Origin of the sequence: Agrobacterium albertimagni AOL15 (genome assembly GCF_000300855.1) — a bacterium.
GTDB classification, from domain to species: Bacteria; Pseudomonadota; Alphaproteobacteria; order Rhizobiales; family Rhizobiaceae; genus Allorhizobium; species Allorhizobium albertimagni.
This window is the reverse complement of record NZ_ALJF01000006.1, coordinates 313,239-330,020: the sequence shown is the minus strand read 5'-3', so window position 1 is coordinate 330,020 and position 16,782 is coordinate 313,239. Positions and strand designations below refer to the sequence as shown.

Below are 16,782 nucleotides of genomic sequence, written 5' to 3'. Positions count from 1 at the left end.
TGAAAGGTTCTGACCCATGACGCTTCTCATTCTCGGCATCATCCTGTTTCTGGCTACCCATCTCATCCGCGTCGTCGCGCCCGGTTTCCGGCTGTCGATGATCGACCGCTTCGGCGAGACGGGCTGGCGGGTGATCAATTCGGTGATGAGCCTGGTATCCCTGATCGTGCTAATCTGGGGATATGCGACCGCGCCCGTCATCAATCTCTGGTTCCCGCCTGCCGGCATGAACCACCTGACCACGACGCTGATGCTGTTTGCGATGATCTGTCTGGTGGCCGGTTTTCTCCCGGCGGGACATATCGCCACCAAGACCAAGCATCCGATCGTTCTGTCCATCAAGATCTGGGCCGCCGCTCACCTGCTCGCCAATGGTGATCTCCGCTCCGTCCTTCTGTTCGTCGCGCTTCTCGCCTGGGGCGTGGTCCTCAGGATCGACTACAAGCGGCGTGTACGGGCCGGCGATCTCGTGCTCAAGCCCTTCGTTTCGGCGCGCTTCGATGCGATTGCCGTGGTCGGTGGTATCGTCGCTTGGGCCGTCATCACCATGTGGCTGCACAAACTGTTGATCGGTGTTGCACCGCTTGCCATGTGACGGCTTAAGGCTGTTGGCGGTTTTCCCCTTACAAGCGGGCAAAAATCGGCTAGAAGGCCGCTCACGCATGAGAGACTGCATGGAAAGGCCGGCGACGTCCGGGAGTATGAATGGTTGACCAGAACGACAGCTTTATCCGCGAAGTGAACGAGGAGCTTCGCTCCGACCAGGTGCGCAATGCCTGGAAGCGCTACAGCCGCTGGATCATCGGTGTCGCGGTCGTCATCGTGCTCGGCACGGCCGGCCATCGTCTCTGGACCCATTGGGATTCGACCCAGGCGTCGGATGCCGGCGACAAGTTCCTCGCGGCGCTTACTCTGGCCGACCAGGGCAAGCGCGACGAGGCGGAAGCCGCACTTCAGGCGCTGGAGCAGGAGGGCTACGGCGCCTATGGCGTGCTCGCCCGTTTCCGTGGCGCCTCGGTTTTGGCCGAAAAGGGCGATCCGGCCGGCGCCATTGCCTCGTTCAAGACGATCGGCGACGATGCCTCGATCCCGGATGCCGTGCGCAATACGGCGAAGATCCGCGCTGCGTGGCTGCTCGTCGATACCGGCACCTACCAGGATGTCTCGGCGCTCGTCGAGTCCATGGCAACGCCGACCAATGCCATGCGCCATGCCGCCCGCGAAGCGCTGGGTCTCGCCGCCTACAAGGCCGGCGACATGGTCCGCGCCCGCGAATGGTTCGAACAGATCAGTGAAGATGCGGAAACCCCACGCAATGTCGCCAACCGCGCCCAGATGCTGCTCGACAACATCAAGGCGTCGGGCAAGGCGCCGTAACAACGACAAGGCCTCTTAAGGCCGGAAAGCTAGCGTTCCCATGAGTTTCACAGTCGCCATCGTCGGGCGTCCGAATGTCGGCAAGTCCACGCTCTTCAACCGCCTCGTCGGTAAGAAGCTGGCGCTGGTCGACGACACCCCGGGTGTGACCCGCGACCGCCGTCCGGGCGAGGCCAAGCTCGTGGACCTACGTTTCACCATCATCGATACGGCTGGTCTCGAAGAGGCTGGCGCCGACACGCTCGAAGGCCGCATGCGGGCGCAGACGGAGATGGCAATCGACGAGGCGGATCTGTCGCTCTTCGTGGTCGATGCCAAGTATGGCCTCACGCCCGTAGACCAGACGCTCGCCGAAATGCTGCGCCGCCGCGGCAAGCCGGTCGTGCTGGTCGCCAACAAGTCGGAAGCCAAGGGCTCTGACGGCGGCTTCTACGACGCCTATACGCTCGGTCTCGGCGAACCCGTGCCGATCTCAGCCGAACATGGCCAAGGCATGATTGATCTGCGCGACGCCATCGTCGAAGCGATCGGCGAGGATCGCGCCTTCCCCGAGCCGGATGACGAGGCGGAAACCGATGTCGTCCTGACCGAGGGCGAGGGCGAGGGCGAGGAAGACGAAGAATTCGAGCCCGAATACGACGACACCAAGCCGCTGCGTGTCGCCATCGTCGGCCGTCCGAATGCCGGCAAGTCGACGCTGATCAACCGCTTCCTCGGCGAAGATCGTCTGCTGACCGGGCCTGAGGCCGGCATCACCCGCGATTCGATCTCGGTCGAATGGGACTGGCGCGGCCGCACCATCAAGATGTTCGACACCGCCGGCATGCGCAAGAAGGCGCGTGTGCAGGAAAAGCTCGAAAAGCTCTCGGTCGCCGACACGCTGCGCGCCGTCCGCTTCGCCGAGACGGTGGTCATCGTTTTCGACGCGACCATTCCCTTCGAAAAGCAGGACATCCAGATCGTCGATTTCGTGCTCCGCGAAGGCCGTGCCGCCGTACTTGCCTTCAACAAGTGGGATCTTGTGGAAGATCCGCAGGCGGTTCTGGCCGACCTGCGTGAAAAGACCGAGCGGCTTCTGCCGCAGGCGCGCGGCATCCGCGCGGTGCCGATGTCCGGCCAGACCGGCTACGGCCTCGACAAGCTGATGCAGAACATCGTCGACACCGACATGGTGTGGAACAAGCGCATCTCGACGGCCAAGCTCAATCGCTGGCTAGATAGCGTCACGACCCAGCATCCGCCACCGGCCGTCTCCGGCCGCCGTCTGAAGCTGAAATACATGACGCAGGTCAAGGCCCGCCCGCCGGCCTTCATGATTTCCTGCACGCGACCCGATGCGTTGCCGGAAAGCTATGTGCGCTATCTGACCAATGGTCTGCGCGCCGATTTCGATATGCCGGGCGTGCCGATCCGCATCCACTTCAAGGCGGGCGAGAACCCGTTCGAAGGCCGCAAGCGGCGCCGCTGATCGTCAGCCTTACTCGGTTGCTGGTGCCTGACAGCTGTCCGCGTCCTGCGGGCGGATGCCGAAGCGCTGCCTGAGACCACGCCTGCGGCGTTGCTCTTTCGCTTCCACGACATTGTCGAAAAACTGCTGAGTGGCTGCTTCCCAGGAATAGGTCTCGGCGAGCCGTCGTGCGGCCTGGGGCGATGCCTGAAGGGCTGCGATACAGGCAATCTGCAGGTCGTGATCCATGGCGCCGGCGTTGGAGCCGGACGGGATGATGTCGATGGGGCCGGTCACGGGATAACCGGCGACGGGAACGCCGGAGGCGAGCGCTTCGAGGATCGTGTTGCCGAAGGTGTCGGTCTTGGAGGGGAAGACGAAGACATCGGCCTCGGCATAGGCGCGGGCGAGATCCTCGCCATGTTTCATGCCGGTGAAATGCACATCGGTATAGCGCGCCTGAAGGTCGGCACGGGCAGGACCATCACCCACCACCACCTTGGATCCCGGCAGGTCGAGGTCCAGGAAGGCCGGCAGGTTCTTTTCCACCGCGACGCGACCGACCGTCATGAAGATCGGACGGGGCAGGCCGAAGGGCTTTTCCGATTTTTCGCGTGGGTAAAACAGGCTCGTATCGATGCCGCGGCTCCAGAGGCTAAGATTGGTCAGGCCTTGTGCTGCCAGTTCCCGTCTCAGGCTTTCGGTCGCCACCATGCAGGCGCCACCGCGATTGTGGAACCAGCGGACATAGGCATAGAGCCAGGACAGCGGCACCGGCAGGCGGGCTGCCACATATTCCGGAAAGCGCGTGTGATAGGTCGTCGAGAAGGCACGTTTGTGCTTCAGGCACCAGCGACGGGCCATCAGTCCGAGCGGGCCTTCGGTGGCGATGTGAATGTAGTCTGGCTGCTGCTCTTCCAGCATTCGGCCGATGCGGCGCGGCGTCACCAGCGACAGGCGGATCTCCGGATAGGTCGGCATGGGGGCGCTGCGGAAGGGTGCCGGCGTGATCATCGAGACCTCGACGCCCATCTTCTGCAGTTCGCGGTTGGTGGTCTCGATCGAGCGGACGACGCCATTTACCTGCGGGTGCCAGGCATCAGTCACGATGGTCAGTCTCGGCATGGCGCGTCCGCCCCCATCCGAAGGGCCACCGAAGCGGCGAGTCACCCTTCACAAGCTCTCGCCGCCTTATGCGGGTCCAATATTACAGTCTGATGTCAGCCGAAGAAGGGGCGTTTGACATCGGTCTCCGAACCCGATTCCCTAGGCGTGCCTCGACGATTCCCGCCGAAAGGATCCGCCCATGACGAAGTCACCCGCAAAACCCACCCGTTCCAATGCGGCCGACTGGTGGCGGGGCGCCGTCATCTACCAGGTCTATCCGCGCTCCTTCCAGGATACGGATGGCGACGGGATCGGCGACATCAAAGGGATCATCGAGCGACTGCCCTATATCGCCTCGCTCGGCGTCGATGCGATCTGGCTTTCGCCCTTCTTCACCTCGCCGCAGGCCGACATGGGCTATGACGTCTCCGACTACTGCGACGTCGATCCGATGTTCGGCACGCTTGCCGATTTCGATGCGATGATGGCAGAGGCGAAACGGCTCGGACTGAAGGTGATCATCGACCAAGTGATTTCGCACACGTCGGACCAGCACCCCTGGTTCAAGGAAAGCCGCGCGAGCCGCGACAATGCGAATGCCGACTGGTATGTTTGGGCGGCGGCGAAGCCCGATGGGACCGCGCCGAACAACTGGCTTTCGGTCTTCGGCGGCCCCGCCTGGGAGTGGGACGGGGTGCGCAAGCAGTATTACATGCACAATTTCCTCGCCTCGCAGCCGGATCTCAACTTCCACAACAAGGCGGTGCAGGATGCGGTTCTCGACGCGGTGAAGTTCTGGCTTGATCGCGGGGTCGACGGTTTCCGCCTCGACACGGTCAATTACTACTTCCACGACAAGGAATTGCGTGACAATCCCCCGCATGTTCCCGACAGCGAGGACGCCGGCCTGGATGCGCCCGACGTCAATCCCTACGGCATGCAGAGCCATCTCCATGACAAGACCCAGCCCGAGAATATCGAGTTCCTCAAGCGCTTTCGGGCGCTGCTCGACCAGTATCCGGATCGGACGACAGTGGGCGAAGTCGGCGATGGTGCCCGTTCCTTGAAGACGGTCGCGGCCTACACGTCCGGCGGTGACAAGCTGCATATGTGCTACACCTTCGACCTCTTGGGGCCAGACTTTACGCCAAGCCATATCCGCCACTGCGTCGAGAGCTTTCAGAAGCAGGTGAAGGACGGCTGGGTCTGCTGGGCCTTTTCCAACCATGACGTTACGCGGCATGTGAGCCGTTTCGTCCAGCAGCCGCAGGAACGGGAGGCCGTGGCGCGGCTCGCCATATCAGTGCTTTCGGCTCTCCGCGGCTCAATCTGCCTCTACCAGGGCGAGGAGCTTGGCCTACCCGAGGCAGAGCTTTCCTTCGAGGACCTTCGCGATCCCTATGGCATCCGCTTTTGGCCCGCCTTCAAGGGGCGCGACGGATGCCGTACGCCGATGGTCTGGGAGAAGGGCAAGACGCAGGCCGGCTTTTCCACGGCAAAGCCCTGGCTTCCGGTGCCGGCGGCGCATCAGGCGCTCTCGGTCGATGCCCAGGACAAGGATGCAGGATCGGTGCTCGCCCATTATCGAGCGACGCTCGCCTTCCGCAAAAGTCATCCGGCGCTGATCGACGGGGACATGGAGTTTCTGGCGACCAATGAGGATGTGCTGGCCTTCATCCGCTCCAAGGGTGACGACCGGTTGCTCTTCGTCTTCAATCTCCGCCGGGGGCCGCAGGAGATCGGTCTGCCGAAGGGGCATGGCGTACGAGACGTGTTTCCCATGCCCGGGCTGACCGGCACGGTGGTGGACGGGGAGATCCGCCTCGGACCGCTGGACGGCATTTGTGCGAGGTTGTCTTGACCGGGTCTGCCGTTCGTCGAGCAACGAAAGACGATCTCGATGTCTGGGCGTCCCTACGCCATCAGCTCTGGCCGCATCTGTCGCTCGAGGAACACCGGGCCGAAATCACCGAAGCGCTGGCACAGCCGGAGAAGCTTGTCGCCTTCTTTTGTCTCACCGCCACCGGCAACGCAATCGGACTTGCCGAGGCCAGTGTGCGGTCGGACTATGTCAATGGCTGCGAGACGTCACCCGTGGCCTTCCTCTAGGGCATTGTCGTCAACCCACCTGCCCGTCGGCAGGGCGTAGCCGCCAGCCTCGTCGCAGCCGTCGCAGAGTGGGCAAGGGGCCAGGGCCTGAGCGAACTCGCCTCCGACGCCGAGCTCCACAATACCGTCTCCCATGCGATGCATGTAGCGCTGGGCTTCGAAGAGACCCAGCGTGTCGTCTATTTCCGCAAGGCGCTCTGACGTTCAGACCGCGCCATCATCGGGAATATTGAGCACATGGCCGCAGGCCTTGCAGTGCACGGCGTCCACGTCGTGTCGCCGCAGCCCGCATTTGGGGCAGGGAAAGGTCACCTTGTTGGGGCGGACGATCGCCTGGGCGAGCCGCACGAAGAGCGAGATGCCGATGATCATCGTGACGATCGAGGTCAACTTGCCGAAGGTGCCCGGCAGTGTGATGTCGCCGAAGCCGGTCGTCGTGACAGTCGCCACGGTAAAATAGAGGGCATCGACAAAACCGGTGCCGGGATCCTCACGATAGAAGAAGAAGGTGTAGACGAAGCCGCTGACGAGAAGCAGGAAGACGATCAGGTTGACGAAGGCCTTGAACACATCGACGCGCTCCTTGAGCCCGAGCCTGGCGAGCATCAGCCCGAACACCGGCCTCTGGACCACGGCCCATATCCGGGCGACGCGGAGGAAGGCGAAATTGTATAGCCAATAGGGGAAGAGCAGAGTGCACAGTACGAAGATGTCGATCCAGGTCATCGGCCGCATCAAGAAGCGGCGGGTCGACCACGAAGCCGACCATTGGGCAATCAGCTCAAGCGCGATCCAGGCGGCGATCATGTAGTCGAAGATCAGGTAACTCGGACGGTCCCGCAGATAGGGTCCGGCGAGGAAGAAGCCGATGATCGCAATGTCGATCACCATCAGCATGAACTGGAAGCGGATGGCTGCGGTGTCGCGGCCGTAGTAGAGGCGAACAAGGCGCTGGCGGAACGGCTTGGTTCGATTGCCTTCAGTCTGGGATGCCATGGGCCCTCGTCAGTAATGGTAGCGGCATTGCAGGACGACCAGCATCTGGTCTTCTCCCTTGCCGACAACGGCGTAGACGATCCTGTGTTCCTGTGTGATACGGCGGGACCACATGCCTCTAGCACACTGCGATCAGCGAGTGATCAGTTTGTTGTAATCCGCATGAGAGCCGATCCAGAACCAGATCCAGTCCTCGCCCGAGCGGACGGCAAGCGCCCGATGTCCAATGCCGACCCTTGCCGACCAGACCTTGCCGATCTGCTTGAAGTGCAGAGATGGATGCTGGGGATCGGCCTTCAATCGATCAAAGTTGCGATCGGCGAGTTTGCGAACCGCTTCTGGAAGCGCGTTGTAACAAGCCCAGAACTCCGGTGTGGTGTGGTGGTTCACAGCGGCCGCGTTCGCGCCCCCGCGTGAGATGCCAACGCGCCCTTGATGAGTTTCTCCAGTTGTCCTGCTGCCGAGTCCTGTTCGATCTCACGATCCCAGCGCTCGGCGCGCAGTTCTTCCACCGAGTCCGCAAAGGTGTCGAACTCCTCCGGCGACAGTTCGCGGACCATTTCTACAAGACGTTCGAGACGGGTCATGGCTTCATCCTTCCCTCAAACATAAGACTTCTATGGTCCGCTGCCAATCCTCACCCGATCAGGCAGAACTTGTCGACATCCACCATGCCCTTGTCGGAAATCTTCAGATGCGGGATCACCGGTAGAGGCAGGAAGGCGACCTGGAGGAAAGGCTCTTCGAGTTGCGTTCCAAGGGCATAGGCGGCTTGTCTCAAGTGATGCAGCGTGTCGCGCACGCTCTCATAGGGTTCGAGACTCATCAGGCCGGCGACGGGGAGTGGGATCTCGCCGGTCACCTTGCCGTCCTCGACCACGACGAAGCCACCCTTGATTTCGCCCAGACGATTGGCGGCGATCGCCATGTCCTCCTCGGAGACGCCGACCACGCAGATATTGTGGCTGTCATGGCCTACGGTCGAGGCGATCGCGCCCTTCTTCAGGCCGAACCCCTGGACAAAGCCATTGGCGTGGTTGCCGTTTTTGCCGTGGCGCTCGATGACGGCGACCTTGATCACGTCGTTTGCGAGATCAACGGAGGTCTGGTTGCCCGAGGTCGGCAGCCTGTAACGGCGATGCTCGGTGATGATCTTGCCGGGCATCACGCCGATCACGGGCGTTTCGCCTTCGGCCACTGGCACGCCGAAATCGGCAGCCTTGACGACACGCGCCTTGACGCTGTCGAGGCCGACCGGGGCTACCGGCTTGCGGGTGGAGAAGAGCGCATCGGTGACGCGGCGGCCGCCCGAAAACACCATCTCGGCCTTGCAGTTTTCGAGGCTGTCGACAACGACGAGGTCGGCGCGCCAGCCCGGTGCCACGAGGCCTCGATCCCGAAGACCAAAGGCGCGGGCCGCCGAGATCGAGGCGGCGCGGTAGACGGCGAGCGGCTCGACACCGTTCCTGATCGCTTCACGGATCATGTAGTCGAGATGGCCCTGCTCGGCGATATCGAGCGGATTGCGGTCGTCGGTGCAGAGCGCAAGGAAGGGCGAAAGCCGCTCGGTGAGGATCGGCATCAGCGCATGCAGATCCTTCGACACCGATCCTTCGCGCACCAGGATATGCATGCCCTTGCGGATCTTTTCCATGGCTTCCGCAGCACTCGTGCATTCATGATCGGTACGGATGCGGGCGGAGAGATAGCCGTTCAGATCCCGGCCTGAAAGCAGCGGCGAATGGCCGTCGATATGGCCGTCCTGGAAGGCCTCGAGCTTTGCCATGCAGATTGGATCCTTGTGGATCACGCCCGGGAAATTCATGAATTCGGCAAGGCCGATCACCTTCGGATGATCGCGGAATGGCAACAACCGTTCGATCGGCAGATCCGCGCCGGAGGTTTCCAGATGCGTCGCGGGCACGCAGGACGACAGCTGGACGCGGATGTCCATGATCGTTTGCTCGGCCGAATCGAGGAAGTACTGGATGCCCTCGGTGCCGAGCACATTGGCGATCTCGTGCGGGTCGCAGATCACTGTCGTTACGCCATAGGGCAGCACGCAGCGGTCGAATTCATGCGGGGTCACCAGCGAGCTTTCGATATGAAGATGCGTATCGATGAAGCCGGGCACCACGATCTTGTCGGTGATGTCGACGACCTCGCGACCCTCGTAATCCTCGACTGTGCCGATGATCGTCTCGCCTGATATCGCGATGTCGGATGCGACCAGTTCGCCGGTGACCAGGTCGAAGAACCGCCCACCCTTCAGGACGATATCCGCCGGCTCGCGGCCGGTGCCCTGGTCGATACGGCGTTCAAGGTCGGTCATGCGGCGTCTCCGATTCTGTTGTTCCCGGCACTGTAACGACTGGGACGGGTAGAGGGAAAGGGTCGCGATCTCGATCTGTCGTGCTGCGGCTCAATCCCCCTTCGCCGGAGGCTGTGCCTCAAACCGCGCGTCCACCGGCACGCCCAGCGCCACCGCCAGCGCATTGGTGCGGCTCGCCATGGCGATCACCTGCAGGAGTTCGGCATGCATTTCTGGCGTCATGCCCTTGGCTTTGGCCGAGGCGGTGTGTGAGTGAACGCAATAGGCGCAGCCATTGGTGGCCGATACCGCGATGTAGATCAGTTCCTTGACCAGCGGATCGAGCGCGCCCGGTGCCATCACCGTCTGCAGCCGGTCCCAGACGGATTTCAGCTCGTCCGGATCATGCGCGAGCGCCCGCCAGAAGTTGTTGACGTAATCGGTGCCGCGTTTTGTTCTGATATCGTTGAAGACGGCGAGCGCTTCCGCGCTCGCCTCCTCGTCGCTGAGGAGAGGGAGGACAGCCATGTGGTCGTCCTCAAACCAGCGCCAGGACGCGGGCCGGCCCACCGGTGCCGCGCTTGTGCTTCGGTGCGCCGACCATGATCGTCGCTCCGGTGACCGGCAGCTCCTCCAAATTGTTCAGGCATTCGATGCCGTAGCGTCCGCCCGGCAGCCAGCTGTTGTGCACGGCGAAGTCGGCCGAATTGCCGGGATCGAGTGACAGCGTATCGACGCCGATTGCGGCAACGTCGAGTGTCGCCAACAGGTCGGTCGCCGACTTGCCGAAACCGGGGAAGGCGAACTTGCCTTCACCATCATTGCGGAAGGACGGGTCCGTCACCTTCTTCGCCCACCCGGAGCGGAGCGCCACGACCGCGCCTCTCGGGAACTCGCCGTTGGCGCTGATCCAGGCCTCGACGTCGGCCGCCTCGACCATTGCATTGGCGTCTTCTTTGGCGCGGTCGGTGATGTCGATGATGGCGAGCGGGGCGACCAGCTGTTGCGGTTCGATCTGGTCGACGCTCTTGCCGTCGGCGCTGAAATGGAAGGGCGCGTCGATATGGGTGCCTGTGTGTTCGAAGATCGTCAGCTTGTGAAGCTGGTAGCCGTTGCCTTCAAATTCCACCGCCCATTCATATTCGATGCCGGGATTGCCGTCGAAGGTCGGAAAGCTGCCGTCATAGGCATGGGTGAGGTCCACCACCTTGCTCGGGCTCTGTTGCGCCAGAACCGGCTTTGCAATCCCGCCGGTGGCGGTCGCTGCGCCTGCAAAGGCCATGCCTTTGAACAGGGAGCGCCTCGACAACATGTTCTGCTTCACAGTCTCGATCACGCAATGATTGCACATAGGCCTGCCCTCTCCACGGTTGTTGACCGGTGGAGAGTATCCGAAGCATGGTAACGGGCAAGAGGTGTATCGGGCGCTAGTCCGTAAGCCCCGTCGGCGGAATTTCCCGGAGCGGGTCGCCGCCGTCGATGAAAAGGCGCGCCTTCGATCGGGGCGCATGGGACCTTCTTCCTTACCCTCTGATCTCGACCGTAAAGCCGAAGCGCATGACTTCTTCCGCCGGCAGTGCCACCGTATAGGGCCGCTCGACCAGTTCTGCGGTCCCACCTGCATGGGCCGCCATGCCGTGCCAGGGCTCGACGCAGAGGAATGGGGCGCCGGGCTTTTGCCAGAGTGCGATATTGGGCAGGTTCTCGAAGGTGAAATGCATCGAGGGCCCGTTTTCTGCGGCATAGTTGAGCCCCGTGCCTGCATCTTCGGGAAAGACCAGCGCATCATTGGCAAAGAGCGAATGGTGCAAATCGAGCCTGCCGGCCGTGAAGGGGGAGGGCAGGCGCTTGCCGATCAGGCCGGCTTCGAGCTGCACCACGGCAGGTTCGGCGCCGTTGTCGAGCTGAACATGATGGGGCTTGCCCTCGGCGCCAGGCAAAGGCCAGAGAAAGGCGGGGTGAAAACCAAGGCCGAAGGGCAGGAGCCGGTCGCCGGTGTTCTCGACCGTCGCCGTCACCGACAGGCTGCGCCCGTCGAGGCGGTGCTCCAGCGTCAGGCGAAAATCGAAGGGATAGGCTTCGCGCGTCTCGTCGGTCGAGACCAGTTCATGAAGACAGGCCGTCGCCGCTTGCTCGACAATCGTGAATTCCCGCCGGCGGGCGAAGCCGTGCTGCGCCATGGGATAGGTCTGGCCGTTGATCGCCAGCCGGTCGTCCGGCGCCTTGCCGACGATCGGGAAGAGGATAGGTGACCGCCCCGTCCACCAGGCAGCATCGCCGTCCCACAGGAAATTCCGGCCATCCGCGGTCTTCAAGGACTGCATCTCTGCGCCAAGCGTCGAGACCTCGACGGCAAGTTCCTCGTTTGCGATGCGAATCGTATGGGGCATTGATGGTCCTCGTCTGTTTGGCCGCACCCTAAAGGGATTGGCGGCAAAGTGCGACGCGGGTATGTCGAGCATCTCTCTCGAACCCTGCAGGGTTGCTTTGGCTGGGCATCCTTCCGAGAAACAACCCGTCTCAGACGATCACGACGCGCTCGCCGAACGGGGTGTTTTCATCGAAATTCTGCGTGCCGATGCGCTCACTCTCGCCGGAGAGGCGCTTCTCTTCCGCGCCGCCGTCTTCCGCCGGTGAATCGTGAGCGATCTTCTCTTCTGCATCCCGCTGTTGTCGTTCTTCGAGGTCGTGATTGATCTTCGACTGGCGGGCAGCGACCCAGGCATTTTGCGCGTCGGAACCAAGGTTCAGCGTATGACCGCCTTCTGTCTGCGAAGAGGCGGCGCTTGATGAAGTCCTGCTGATGCGTTCGACCATGATCGTCTCCTGACGAGACTTGGCCCGAATCACCGCCATGACCTCCTGTCATGGACCAGGCGAGAGCGGGCCGTTGGGAACCATCGATCGAACCTCGTCGCCGTCATGCGAAAGGGTTGCGATCGTGCGGCTTTCACGCTTCAAGATAGAGCAGCGGGCCTCGGTATTCAACGTGTGGCCCGTCAGCCCTTCGTTTTCGCCACGACCGCCTCGACCGGAAGGCCCCGATCGCGCCAGGCGGAAAAGCCGCCTTCCAGATGGCAGACATTTTCCAGCCCCATCTCGAGGGCCGTCTTCGTCGCCAGCGCCGAGCGCCAGCCGCTGGCGCAGTAGAAGAGGAAGAGTTTCTCTTCGGCAAAGACGGGTTTGTGGTAGGGGCTCTCCGGGTCGATCCAGAATTCCAGCATGCCGCGCGGGCAGGAGAAGGAGTCCGGGATCGTACCTTCGCGCTCGCGTTCGCGCGGGTCGCGTAGATCGACGAAGACGACATTGCTCGCCGAATGCAGACGCGCTGCCTCCGACGCATCCACTGCCTCGACCAGCGCCTCGGCCTCCGCCAGCAGGTCCTTGTAGCCCTTCTTCATGTCGATCCTCCCGACCTCAGTCCACCCGTTGCGATGTTTCGCTATCCTACCTCTGTCGCAGCGTCTGTCACGAACTGCCTTGCCGAAAGACGGCTTGCCGCATTGTCGGCGATCTCGAAAGCGCCTAGCCTGTCTCACATGGACACTGTACCCGTTGCCGGCCCGATCATCCTCTTCGATGCCGAATGCATCCTGTGTTCGGCGAATGCGCAATTCGTGCTATCGCACGATGGCAAGAAGCGGTTTCGTTTGGCTTCAATGCAGGGCGAGGTGGGCTCGGCGCTCTATCGCCGCTTCGGCATCGATCCAGCCAATCCCGACAGCATCATTGTGGTCGACGGCGAGCATATGCTGCGCGACAGCGATGCCGTCTTGTCGATCTATGCCGGCCTCGGCTGGCCTTGGAAGGTCCTGTCGGTCTTCCGGCTCATCCCCCGTTTCATCCGCGACCCGCTCTACCTCTTGATCGCGCGCAACCGCTACCGGCTCTTCGGCAAACGCGACAGCTGCTGGCTGCCGTCGGCGGAGTATCGCGACCGGCTGCTTTGATGCTGGCGAATTCCAGGCGAAACTTTCCCCGTCCGCCGCCGTTGAGGGCTTCATGAAACATGCAATCGTCACAGGTGGCGCCGGCCTCATCGGCGCAGAAGTTTGCACCGCTCTCCAGACCGCCGGTTACGAGGTGGCCTCTTTCGATCTGAAGGAGGCGCCGGCCGGCATCCCGTCGGTCCTCTGCGACGTCTCCGACGAGGCAGCGGTGGCGGCGGCCTTCGCGGAGCTCGGCTGGACAAGTCTCGATCTCCTCGTCAACAATTCCGGCATTGCCACTCCCGATTGGGGCCCGATCAGCAGTCTCTCGCTCGACGACTGGCGCAAGGTCACCGACAGCCACCTGACGGCCGCTTTTCTGATGACGCGTGCTGCCGTGCCCCTGATGGGTGAGGGGGCATCCATCGTCAACATGCTGTCGACGCGTGCCTTTATGTCGGAAAAGAATACGGAAGCCTATGCCGCCTCGAAAGGCGGTCTTTACGGGCTGACTCATGCCCTTGCGGTCAGTCTCGGCCCGAAGATCAGGGTCAATGGCATCGCGCCTGGCTGGATCTCGGGAGAGCGCGATTTGCGGCCGGAAGACCACGCCCAGCACCCCGCCGGGCGCGTCGGGCGACCGGAAGATGTCTCGAAAGCCGTGCTCTATCTCGCCGATGCCGGCTTTATGACCGGAGCAGTGCTGACGCTCGATGGTGGCATGACGCGAAAGATGATCTACGAGGAGTGAGGAGGCGCGAGCGCTGAAGGGGCCGCTAGTCTCGCAATAGCGTAGGCTGCCGCCCCTCGTATGGGCGGCTTTGCGCGGGCCCAATCTCTCGTTCGAGCCCACGCCTGGGGCGCAATCACGCCGCCAGTTGCAGCCGCATCAGATCGCCGTATGCCGATACCAGTCGATCGACATGCAGTTCTGCCTCCTGCGGCCCGAAGCTCAAGTGGCTGACGACGAAGTCGGAGTAGATCGCCACGGGCCGGTTCAGAAGCCGTGGCATGTCGACGGCTAGGGCCTTCTCGTCGCCCAGACGCCTAAAACCGAAGTGCTTCAGATCCTGACCTAGCCATGAGATGAAGTTGATCGATACCCGTTCCTTCACCTCAACGACCGGTTGGACAAGTGGCATGCGCTTGTCCGGCGTCTGGAGGAAATAGTCGTGCAGGGCATTGGCACGGTTCCCGCTTTCCCACAGGCTGCCGTTAAGGCCACCCGGCGGCATTTCGAAGTGGCCGACTTCGATGGGCAGAGAGCCGGACCGCTGTTGCCAGTGGGCGCAGACACCATTGTTGACGACGTTGGCCGACACCAGGAAGGGGGTCGGATTGTCCCGGCGGAAGGCGATGAAATCGCTCAGACGCTCCAGGTTCATGTAGACGATGTCATCGTCGCACTTCATGAAAATCGCGTCCTGGAAACGGTTCGCGTGCTTGGAGTAGTAGGCGTAGGTGTGGTGGTAGGGATATTTCTCGTTCCGCGGACCGATGTAGCGACGGACCTTGTCGTTGACGTTGAGGATCTCGAGGTCAGCACCCCAGCCGCCACGGACCATCACATCGGCACCCCCCGAGAGATTGATCTCGGTGATCGGACCGATCTTCATGCCGTTGACAGTCAGTACCGGATGTCCATTGCGGTCGATCGCCATTGCGACTGGGTTGGGAAGGCTGGGAGAGAGGATGCCCGGTGTGGAAAACTCGGCAATGCGCGGAGCCGTGTCCCGATTGAACGTCGCAAGTTCGGACCGGGCGAGTTTGCGAACTGCGCTCAACTGGTTGTCCCAGCCGCCGACGACAAACTCGTAGAAGAAATTCGGATCGTTCTTGGGCAGCAATGCCAGATGCAGATCGCCGCCAATGCCCGCATCCATGCGGAAGGGCGACAAGGCGGTCACCTCGCCCGCAGGATTGTAAGGGGTATCCGGATGCATGAAACGCGCCGGCCCAAAGTTCTCGGAGACCCAGACGCGATCCTCTTCGGAACGGGTGAAATCCCAGACGTGCCACTCGTCGATGATTCCGGCGGAAAGGGCCGCCCTCACATAGTTTGTGAGGATTTCCATTCGGTTGCGTCGGCCTGCGAAGGTAATGAGTATAATTGGCGCCATGAGAGTCCCACCGGGTTGAGTTGAATACTCCTTGCAGCGGAACATTGAGCGAAGCTGTCCAGAATACTCGTAGAACGAGACTTGATCTGGGACATTGAACTATATGTCGGAGGGTGTGGGCGGTATCCGAGTATACGGCCAGTACCGGATCTGTCGTGCATTTCGGTGGTGTCTGCGTTCTGTCATGTGCCAACGGGGGCGTGACTTGTGCCTCCGGCCGCGATGCGCTTCACTTGCCCCGGCGCCATGCGTCGCATCGGTGCATGCGGAATGCGCTGGTGGAAGAACGAGGCGGGGAGCAAAGCATTGCAGGCAGCAGCGGCACGACCACAACTGACGATCATCGCCATCATTCTCAGTCTCTGGGCCGCCTATGCGGCGGGTGCATTTCTTGCTCCGCTGTCGCTTGCGATCTTCATCCTCGCCTTCGCTTGGCCCGTGCAGCAGCGGTTGTCTTCCGTCATGCCTGCACCGCTGGCCATCATCTTAACGCTGATCGGCATTGTCGCCGTGATCATCGGCCTCAGTTCTTCGACGATCTGGGCCTTCAACACCATCTGGCGATTGATCAGCGACAACGCCACCTACTACCAGGAACTCTATCGGAATGCGGCCGCCTGGCTCGAGGAGAACGGTATCGGCATTGCCGGGATCTGGGCAGATACGGTCAGCGTGCCGTGGTTGCTGCGGCTTGCACAGCAAGCCGTGACGCGCATGGCGCAGACGATGACCTTCTGGCTGGTGGTGCTGGCCTATGTCATGGTCGGCCTCATCGAGATTTCGCGGGCGCGGCGCGTCGTCGAACGGCTGCCGCACGGGCAGGTTTCCGCCCATATTTTGACTGCGTGCCGTGAGACCGCCCGTCGGTGGCGGATCTATATCGCCGTACGCACCTTGATCAGTCTGATGACCGGGATCCTGATCGCAATCTTCTTGATGATCTCCGGGGTGCCCTATGCGCTGGAGTGGGGCGTCATGGGTTTCGTGCTCAACTTCATCCCGTTCATCGGACCCTTGATCGCCACTATCGTGCCGAGCCTCTTCGTGCTGGCGCAGTTCCTCGATCCGAGTTTCGCGATTTTCGTCTTCTTCAGCCTCATGGTGCTGCAATTCCTGTTCGGGAACTACATCGAGCCCTGGATTTCAGGCGATGCCCTGTCCATGTCGCCGTTCGTCGTCCTGATATCGATCTTCCTCTGGACCTTCCTCTGGGGGGCATATGGCACGTTCATCGGTGTGCCGATCGCCATTGCCGTCGCAACATTCGCTGCGCCTTCGCGCTCCCTGGGCTGGATCAGTCAGCTGATGGGCGGGCCGCCTGCGGAGGTGGAAATCGCGGATCCACAGCCTCAGACATCCACCGAGTGACTGCAGGCGGAAATTGGC

General features: G+C 62.0%; 19 protein-coding genes and 1 pseudogene. 8 read left to right on the top strand and 12 right to left on the bottom strand.

The window, feature by feature from the left end; genetic code table 11:
* Window positions 1-16: 16 nt before the first annotated feature.
* The 3 genes from QWE_RS08645 (at window position 17) to der (ending at window position 2,845) form a co-directional block, all read left to right on the top strand.
* Window positions 17-595 carry an NnrU family protein gene (locus tag QWE_RS08645; RefSeq protein WP_006725729.1) on the top strand — a complete coding sequence of 193 codons (579 nt, stop codon included), beginning with the start codon at window positions 17-19 and terminating at the stop codon, window positions 593-595.
* Between the two features lie 110 nt (window positions 596-705).
* Window positions 706-1,377: a tetratricopeptide repeat protein gene (locus tag QWE_RS08640; RefSeq protein WP_006725728.1), complete on the top strand. Its 672-nt coding sequence runs from the start codon at window positions 706-708 to the stop codon at window positions 1,375-1,377.
* 40 nt (window positions 1,378-1,417) lie between these two features.
* Window positions 1,418-2,845, top strand: coding sequence for a ribosome biogenesis GTPase Der (gene der / locus QWE_RS08635; protein ID WP_006725727.1), 1,428 nt, complete (start codon window positions 1,418-1,420; stop codon window positions 2,843-2,845).
* Between the two features lie 9 nt (window positions 2,846-2,854).
* Here the strand turns inward: der and QWE_RS08630 are convergent, their stop codons facing one another.
* Complete coding sequence (locus tag QWE_RS08630; protein WP_006725726.1) at window positions 2,855-3,949, bottom strand: glycosyltransferase family 4 protein; 1,095 nt, start codon at window positions 3,947-3,949, stop codon at window positions 2,855-2,857.
* 181 nt (window positions 3,950-4,130) lie between these two features.
* Here QWE_RS08630 and bglA point away from each other — a divergent pair, with 181 nt between their 5' ends.
* Window positions 4,131-5,792: a beta-galactosidase BglA gene (gene bglA, locus QWE_RS08625; RefSeq protein WP_006725725.1), complete on the top strand. Its 1,662-nt coding sequence runs from the start codon at window positions 4,131-4,133 to the stop codon at window positions 5,790-5,792.
* Window positions 5,789-6,241 (top strand): annotated as a pseudogene (aac(6'), locus tag QWE_RS08620) (aminoglycoside 6'-N-acetyltransferase). Before bglA ends, aac(6') begins: the two are co-directional and overlap by 4 nt.
* A 3-nt stretch (window positions 6,242-6,244) precedes the next feature.
* Here aac(6') and QWE_RS08615 read toward each other — a convergent pair.
* From QWE_RS08615 to QWE_RS08575, 10 genes are all read right to left on the bottom strand, one after another.
* Window positions 6,245-7,036 carry a potassium channel family protein gene (locus QWE_RS08615; RefSeq protein WP_006725723.1) on the bottom strand — a complete coding sequence of 264 codons (792 nt, stop codon included), beginning with the start codon at window positions 7,034-7,036 and terminating at the stop codon, window positions 6,245-6,247.
* A gap of 9 nt (window positions 7,037-7,045) precedes the next feature.
* Window positions 7,046-7,150: a type II toxin-antitoxin system YoeB family toxin gene (locus tag QWE_RS24665; protein WP_083872867.1), complete on the bottom strand. Its 105-nt coding sequence runs from the start codon at window positions 7,148-7,150 to the stop codon at window positions 7,046-7,048.
* Window positions 7,151-7,168: 18 nt separating this feature from the next.
* Entirely contained in the window at window positions 7,169-7,426 is a 258-nt protein-coding gene (locus QWE_RS08610; protein ID WP_006725722.1) for a ParE family toxin-like protein, read from the bottom strand.
* A complete protein-coding gene (locus QWE_RS08605) occupies window positions 7,423-7,623 on the bottom strand; it encodes a hypothetical protein (RefSeq protein WP_006725721.1) in 201 nt (66 codons plus the stop codon). Before QWE_RS08605 ends, QWE_RS08610 begins: the two co-directional genes overlap by 4 nt.
* Before the next feature lie 50 nt (window positions 7,624-7,673).
* Window positions 7,674-9,368 carry an adenine deaminase gene (gene ade, locus QWE_RS08600; RefSeq protein WP_006725720.1) on the bottom strand — a complete coding sequence of 565 codons (1,695 nt, stop codon included), beginning with the start codon at window positions 9,366-9,368 and terminating at the stop codon, window positions 7,674-7,676.
* A 90-nt stretch (window positions 9,369-9,458) separates the two neighbouring features.
* Window positions 9,459-9,875, bottom strand: coding sequence for a carboxymuconolactone decarboxylase family protein (locus QWE_RS08595; RefSeq protein WP_006725719.1), 417 nt, complete (start codon window positions 9,873-9,875; stop codon window positions 9,459-9,461).
* 10 nt (window positions 9,876-9,885) lie between these two features.
* Window positions 9,886-10,698: a cyclase family protein gene (locus QWE_RS08590; RefSeq protein WP_006725718.1), complete on the bottom strand. Its 813-nt coding sequence runs from the start codon at window positions 10,696-10,698 to the stop codon at window positions 9,886-9,888.
* Between the two features lie 172 nt (window positions 10,699-10,870).
* Window positions 10,871-11,737, bottom strand: coding sequence for an aldose 1-epimerase family protein (locus QWE_RS08585; protein ID WP_006725717.1), 867 nt, complete (start codon window positions 11,735-11,737; stop codon window positions 10,871-10,873).
* A gap of 130 nt (window positions 11,738-11,867) precedes the next feature.
* Window positions 11,868-12,164 carry a hypothetical protein gene (locus QWE_RS08580; RefSeq protein WP_040299851.1) on the bottom strand — a complete coding sequence of 99 codons (297 nt, stop codon included), beginning with the start codon at window positions 12,162-12,164 and terminating at the stop codon, window positions 11,868-11,870.
* A 182-nt stretch (window positions 12,165-12,346) separates the two neighbouring features.
* Window positions 12,347-12,748, bottom strand: a complete 402-nt coding sequence (locus QWE_RS08575) for a rhodanese-like domain-containing protein (RefSeq protein ID WP_006725715.1) — start codon at window positions 12,746-12,748, stop codon at window positions 12,347-12,349.
* A gap of 138 nt (window positions 12,749-12,886) precedes the next feature.
* Here QWE_RS08575 and QWE_RS08570 point away from each other — a divergent pair, with 138 nt between their 5' ends.
* Together QWE_RS08570 and QWE_RS08565 are read left to right on the top strand one after the other, a co-directional pair.
* On the top strand, window positions 12,887-13,297 hold the full coding sequence (locus tag QWE_RS08570; protein ID WP_006725714.1) for a thiol-disulfide oxidoreductase DCC family protein: 411 nt from the start codon (window positions 12,887-12,889) through the stop codon (window positions 13,295-13,297).
* A gap of 52 nt (window positions 13,298-13,349) precedes the next feature.
* Window positions 13,350-14,027, top strand: a complete 678-nt coding sequence (locus QWE_RS08565) for an SDR family oxidoreductase (protein ID WP_006725713.1) — start codon at window positions 13,350-13,352, stop codon at window positions 14,025-14,027.
* Window positions 14,028-14,142: 115 nt separating this feature from the next.
* On the opposite strand, the gene QWE_RS08560 is transcribed toward QWE_RS08565, so the two are convergent.
* Window positions 14,143-15,351, bottom strand: a complete 1,209-nt coding sequence (locus QWE_RS08560) for a DUF6250 domain-containing protein (protein WP_006725712.1) — start codon at window positions 15,349-15,351, stop codon at window positions 14,143-14,145.
* A gap of 315 nt (window positions 15,352-15,666) precedes the next feature.
* On the opposite strand from QWE_RS08560, the gene QWE_RS08555 reads away from it, so the two are divergent.
* Window positions 15,667-16,764 carry an AI-2E family transporter gene (locus QWE_RS08555; protein WP_157790690.1) on the top strand — a complete coding sequence of 366 codons (1,098 nt, stop codon included), beginning with the start codon at window positions 15,667-15,669 and terminating at the stop codon, window positions 16,762-16,764.
* The last annotated feature ends 18 nt before the right edge of the window (window positions 16,765-16,782 follow it).

Excerpts from the sequence above, each read along its gene's own strand:
- QWE_RS08645 (WP_006725729.1), top strand. The coding sequence starts at position 17 with ATGACGCTTCTCATTCTCGGCATCATCCTGTTTCTGGCTACCCATCTC.
- QWE_RS08640 (WP_006725728.1), top strand. The coding sequence starts at position 706 with ATGGTTGACCAGAACGACAGCTTTATCCGCGAAGTGAACGAGGAGCTT.
- der (WP_006725727.1), top strand. The coding sequence starts at position 1,418 with ATGAGTTTCACAGTCGCCATCGTCGGGCGTCCGAATGTCGGCAAGTCC.
- QWE_RS08630 (WP_006725726.1), bottom strand. The coding sequence starts at position 3,949 with ATGCCGAGACTGACCATCGTGACTGATGCCTGGCACCCGCAGGTAAAT.
- bglA (WP_006725725.1), top strand. The coding sequence starts at position 4,131 with ATGACGAAGTCACCCGCAAAACCCACCCGTTCCAATGCGGCCGACTGG.
- QWE_RS08615 (WP_006725723.1), bottom strand. The coding sequence starts at position 7,036 with ATGGCATCCCAGACTGAAGGCAATCGAACCAAGCCGTTCCGCCAGCGC.
- QWE_RS24665 (WP_083872867.1), bottom strand. The coding sequence starts at position 7,150 with ATGTGGTCCCGCCGTATCACACAGGAACACAGGATCGTCTACGCCGTT.
- QWE_RS08605 (WP_006725721.1), bottom strand. The coding sequence starts at position 7,623 with ATGACCCGTCTCGAACGTCTTGTAGAAATGGTCCGCGAACTGTCGCCG.
- ade (WP_006725720.1), bottom strand. The coding sequence starts at position 9,368 with ATGACCGACCTTGAACGCCGTATCGACCAGGGCACCGGCCGCGAGCCG.
- QWE_RS08595 (WP_006725719.1), bottom strand. The coding sequence starts at position 9,875 with ATGGCTGTCCTCCCTCTCCTCAGCGACGAGGAGGCGAGCGCGGAAGCG.
- QWE_RS08590 (WP_006725718.1), bottom strand. The coding sequence starts at position 10,698 with ATGTGCAATCATTGCGTGATCGAGACTGTGAAGCAGAACATGTTGTCG.
- QWE_RS08585 (WP_006725717.1), bottom strand. The coding sequence starts at position 11,737 with ATGCCCCATACGATTCGCATCGCAAACGAGGAACTTGCCGTCGAGGTC.
- QWE_RS08580 (WP_040299851.1), bottom strand. The coding sequence starts at position 12,164 with ATGGTCGAACGCATCAGCAGGACTTCATCAAGCGCCGCCTCTTCGCAG.
- QWE_RS08575 (WP_006725715.1), bottom strand. The coding sequence starts at position 12,748 with ATGAAGAAGGGCTACAAGGACCTGCTGGCGGAGGCCGAGGCGCTGGTC.
- QWE_RS08570 (WP_006725714.1), top strand. The coding sequence starts at position 12,887 with ATGGACACTGTACCCGTTGCCGGCCCGATCATCCTCTTCGATGCCGAA.
- QWE_RS08565 (WP_006725713.1), top strand. The coding sequence starts at position 13,350 with ATGAAACATGCAATCGTCACAGGTGGCGCCGGCCTCATCGGCGCAGAA.
- QWE_RS08560 (WP_006725712.1), bottom strand. The coding sequence starts at position 15,351 with ATGGAAATCCTCACAAACTATGTGAGGGCGGCCCTTTCCGCCGGAATC.
- QWE_RS08555 (WP_157790690.1), top strand. The coding sequence starts at position 15,667 with ATGCGCTGGTGGAAGAACGAGGCGGGGAGCAAAGCATTGCAGGCAGCA.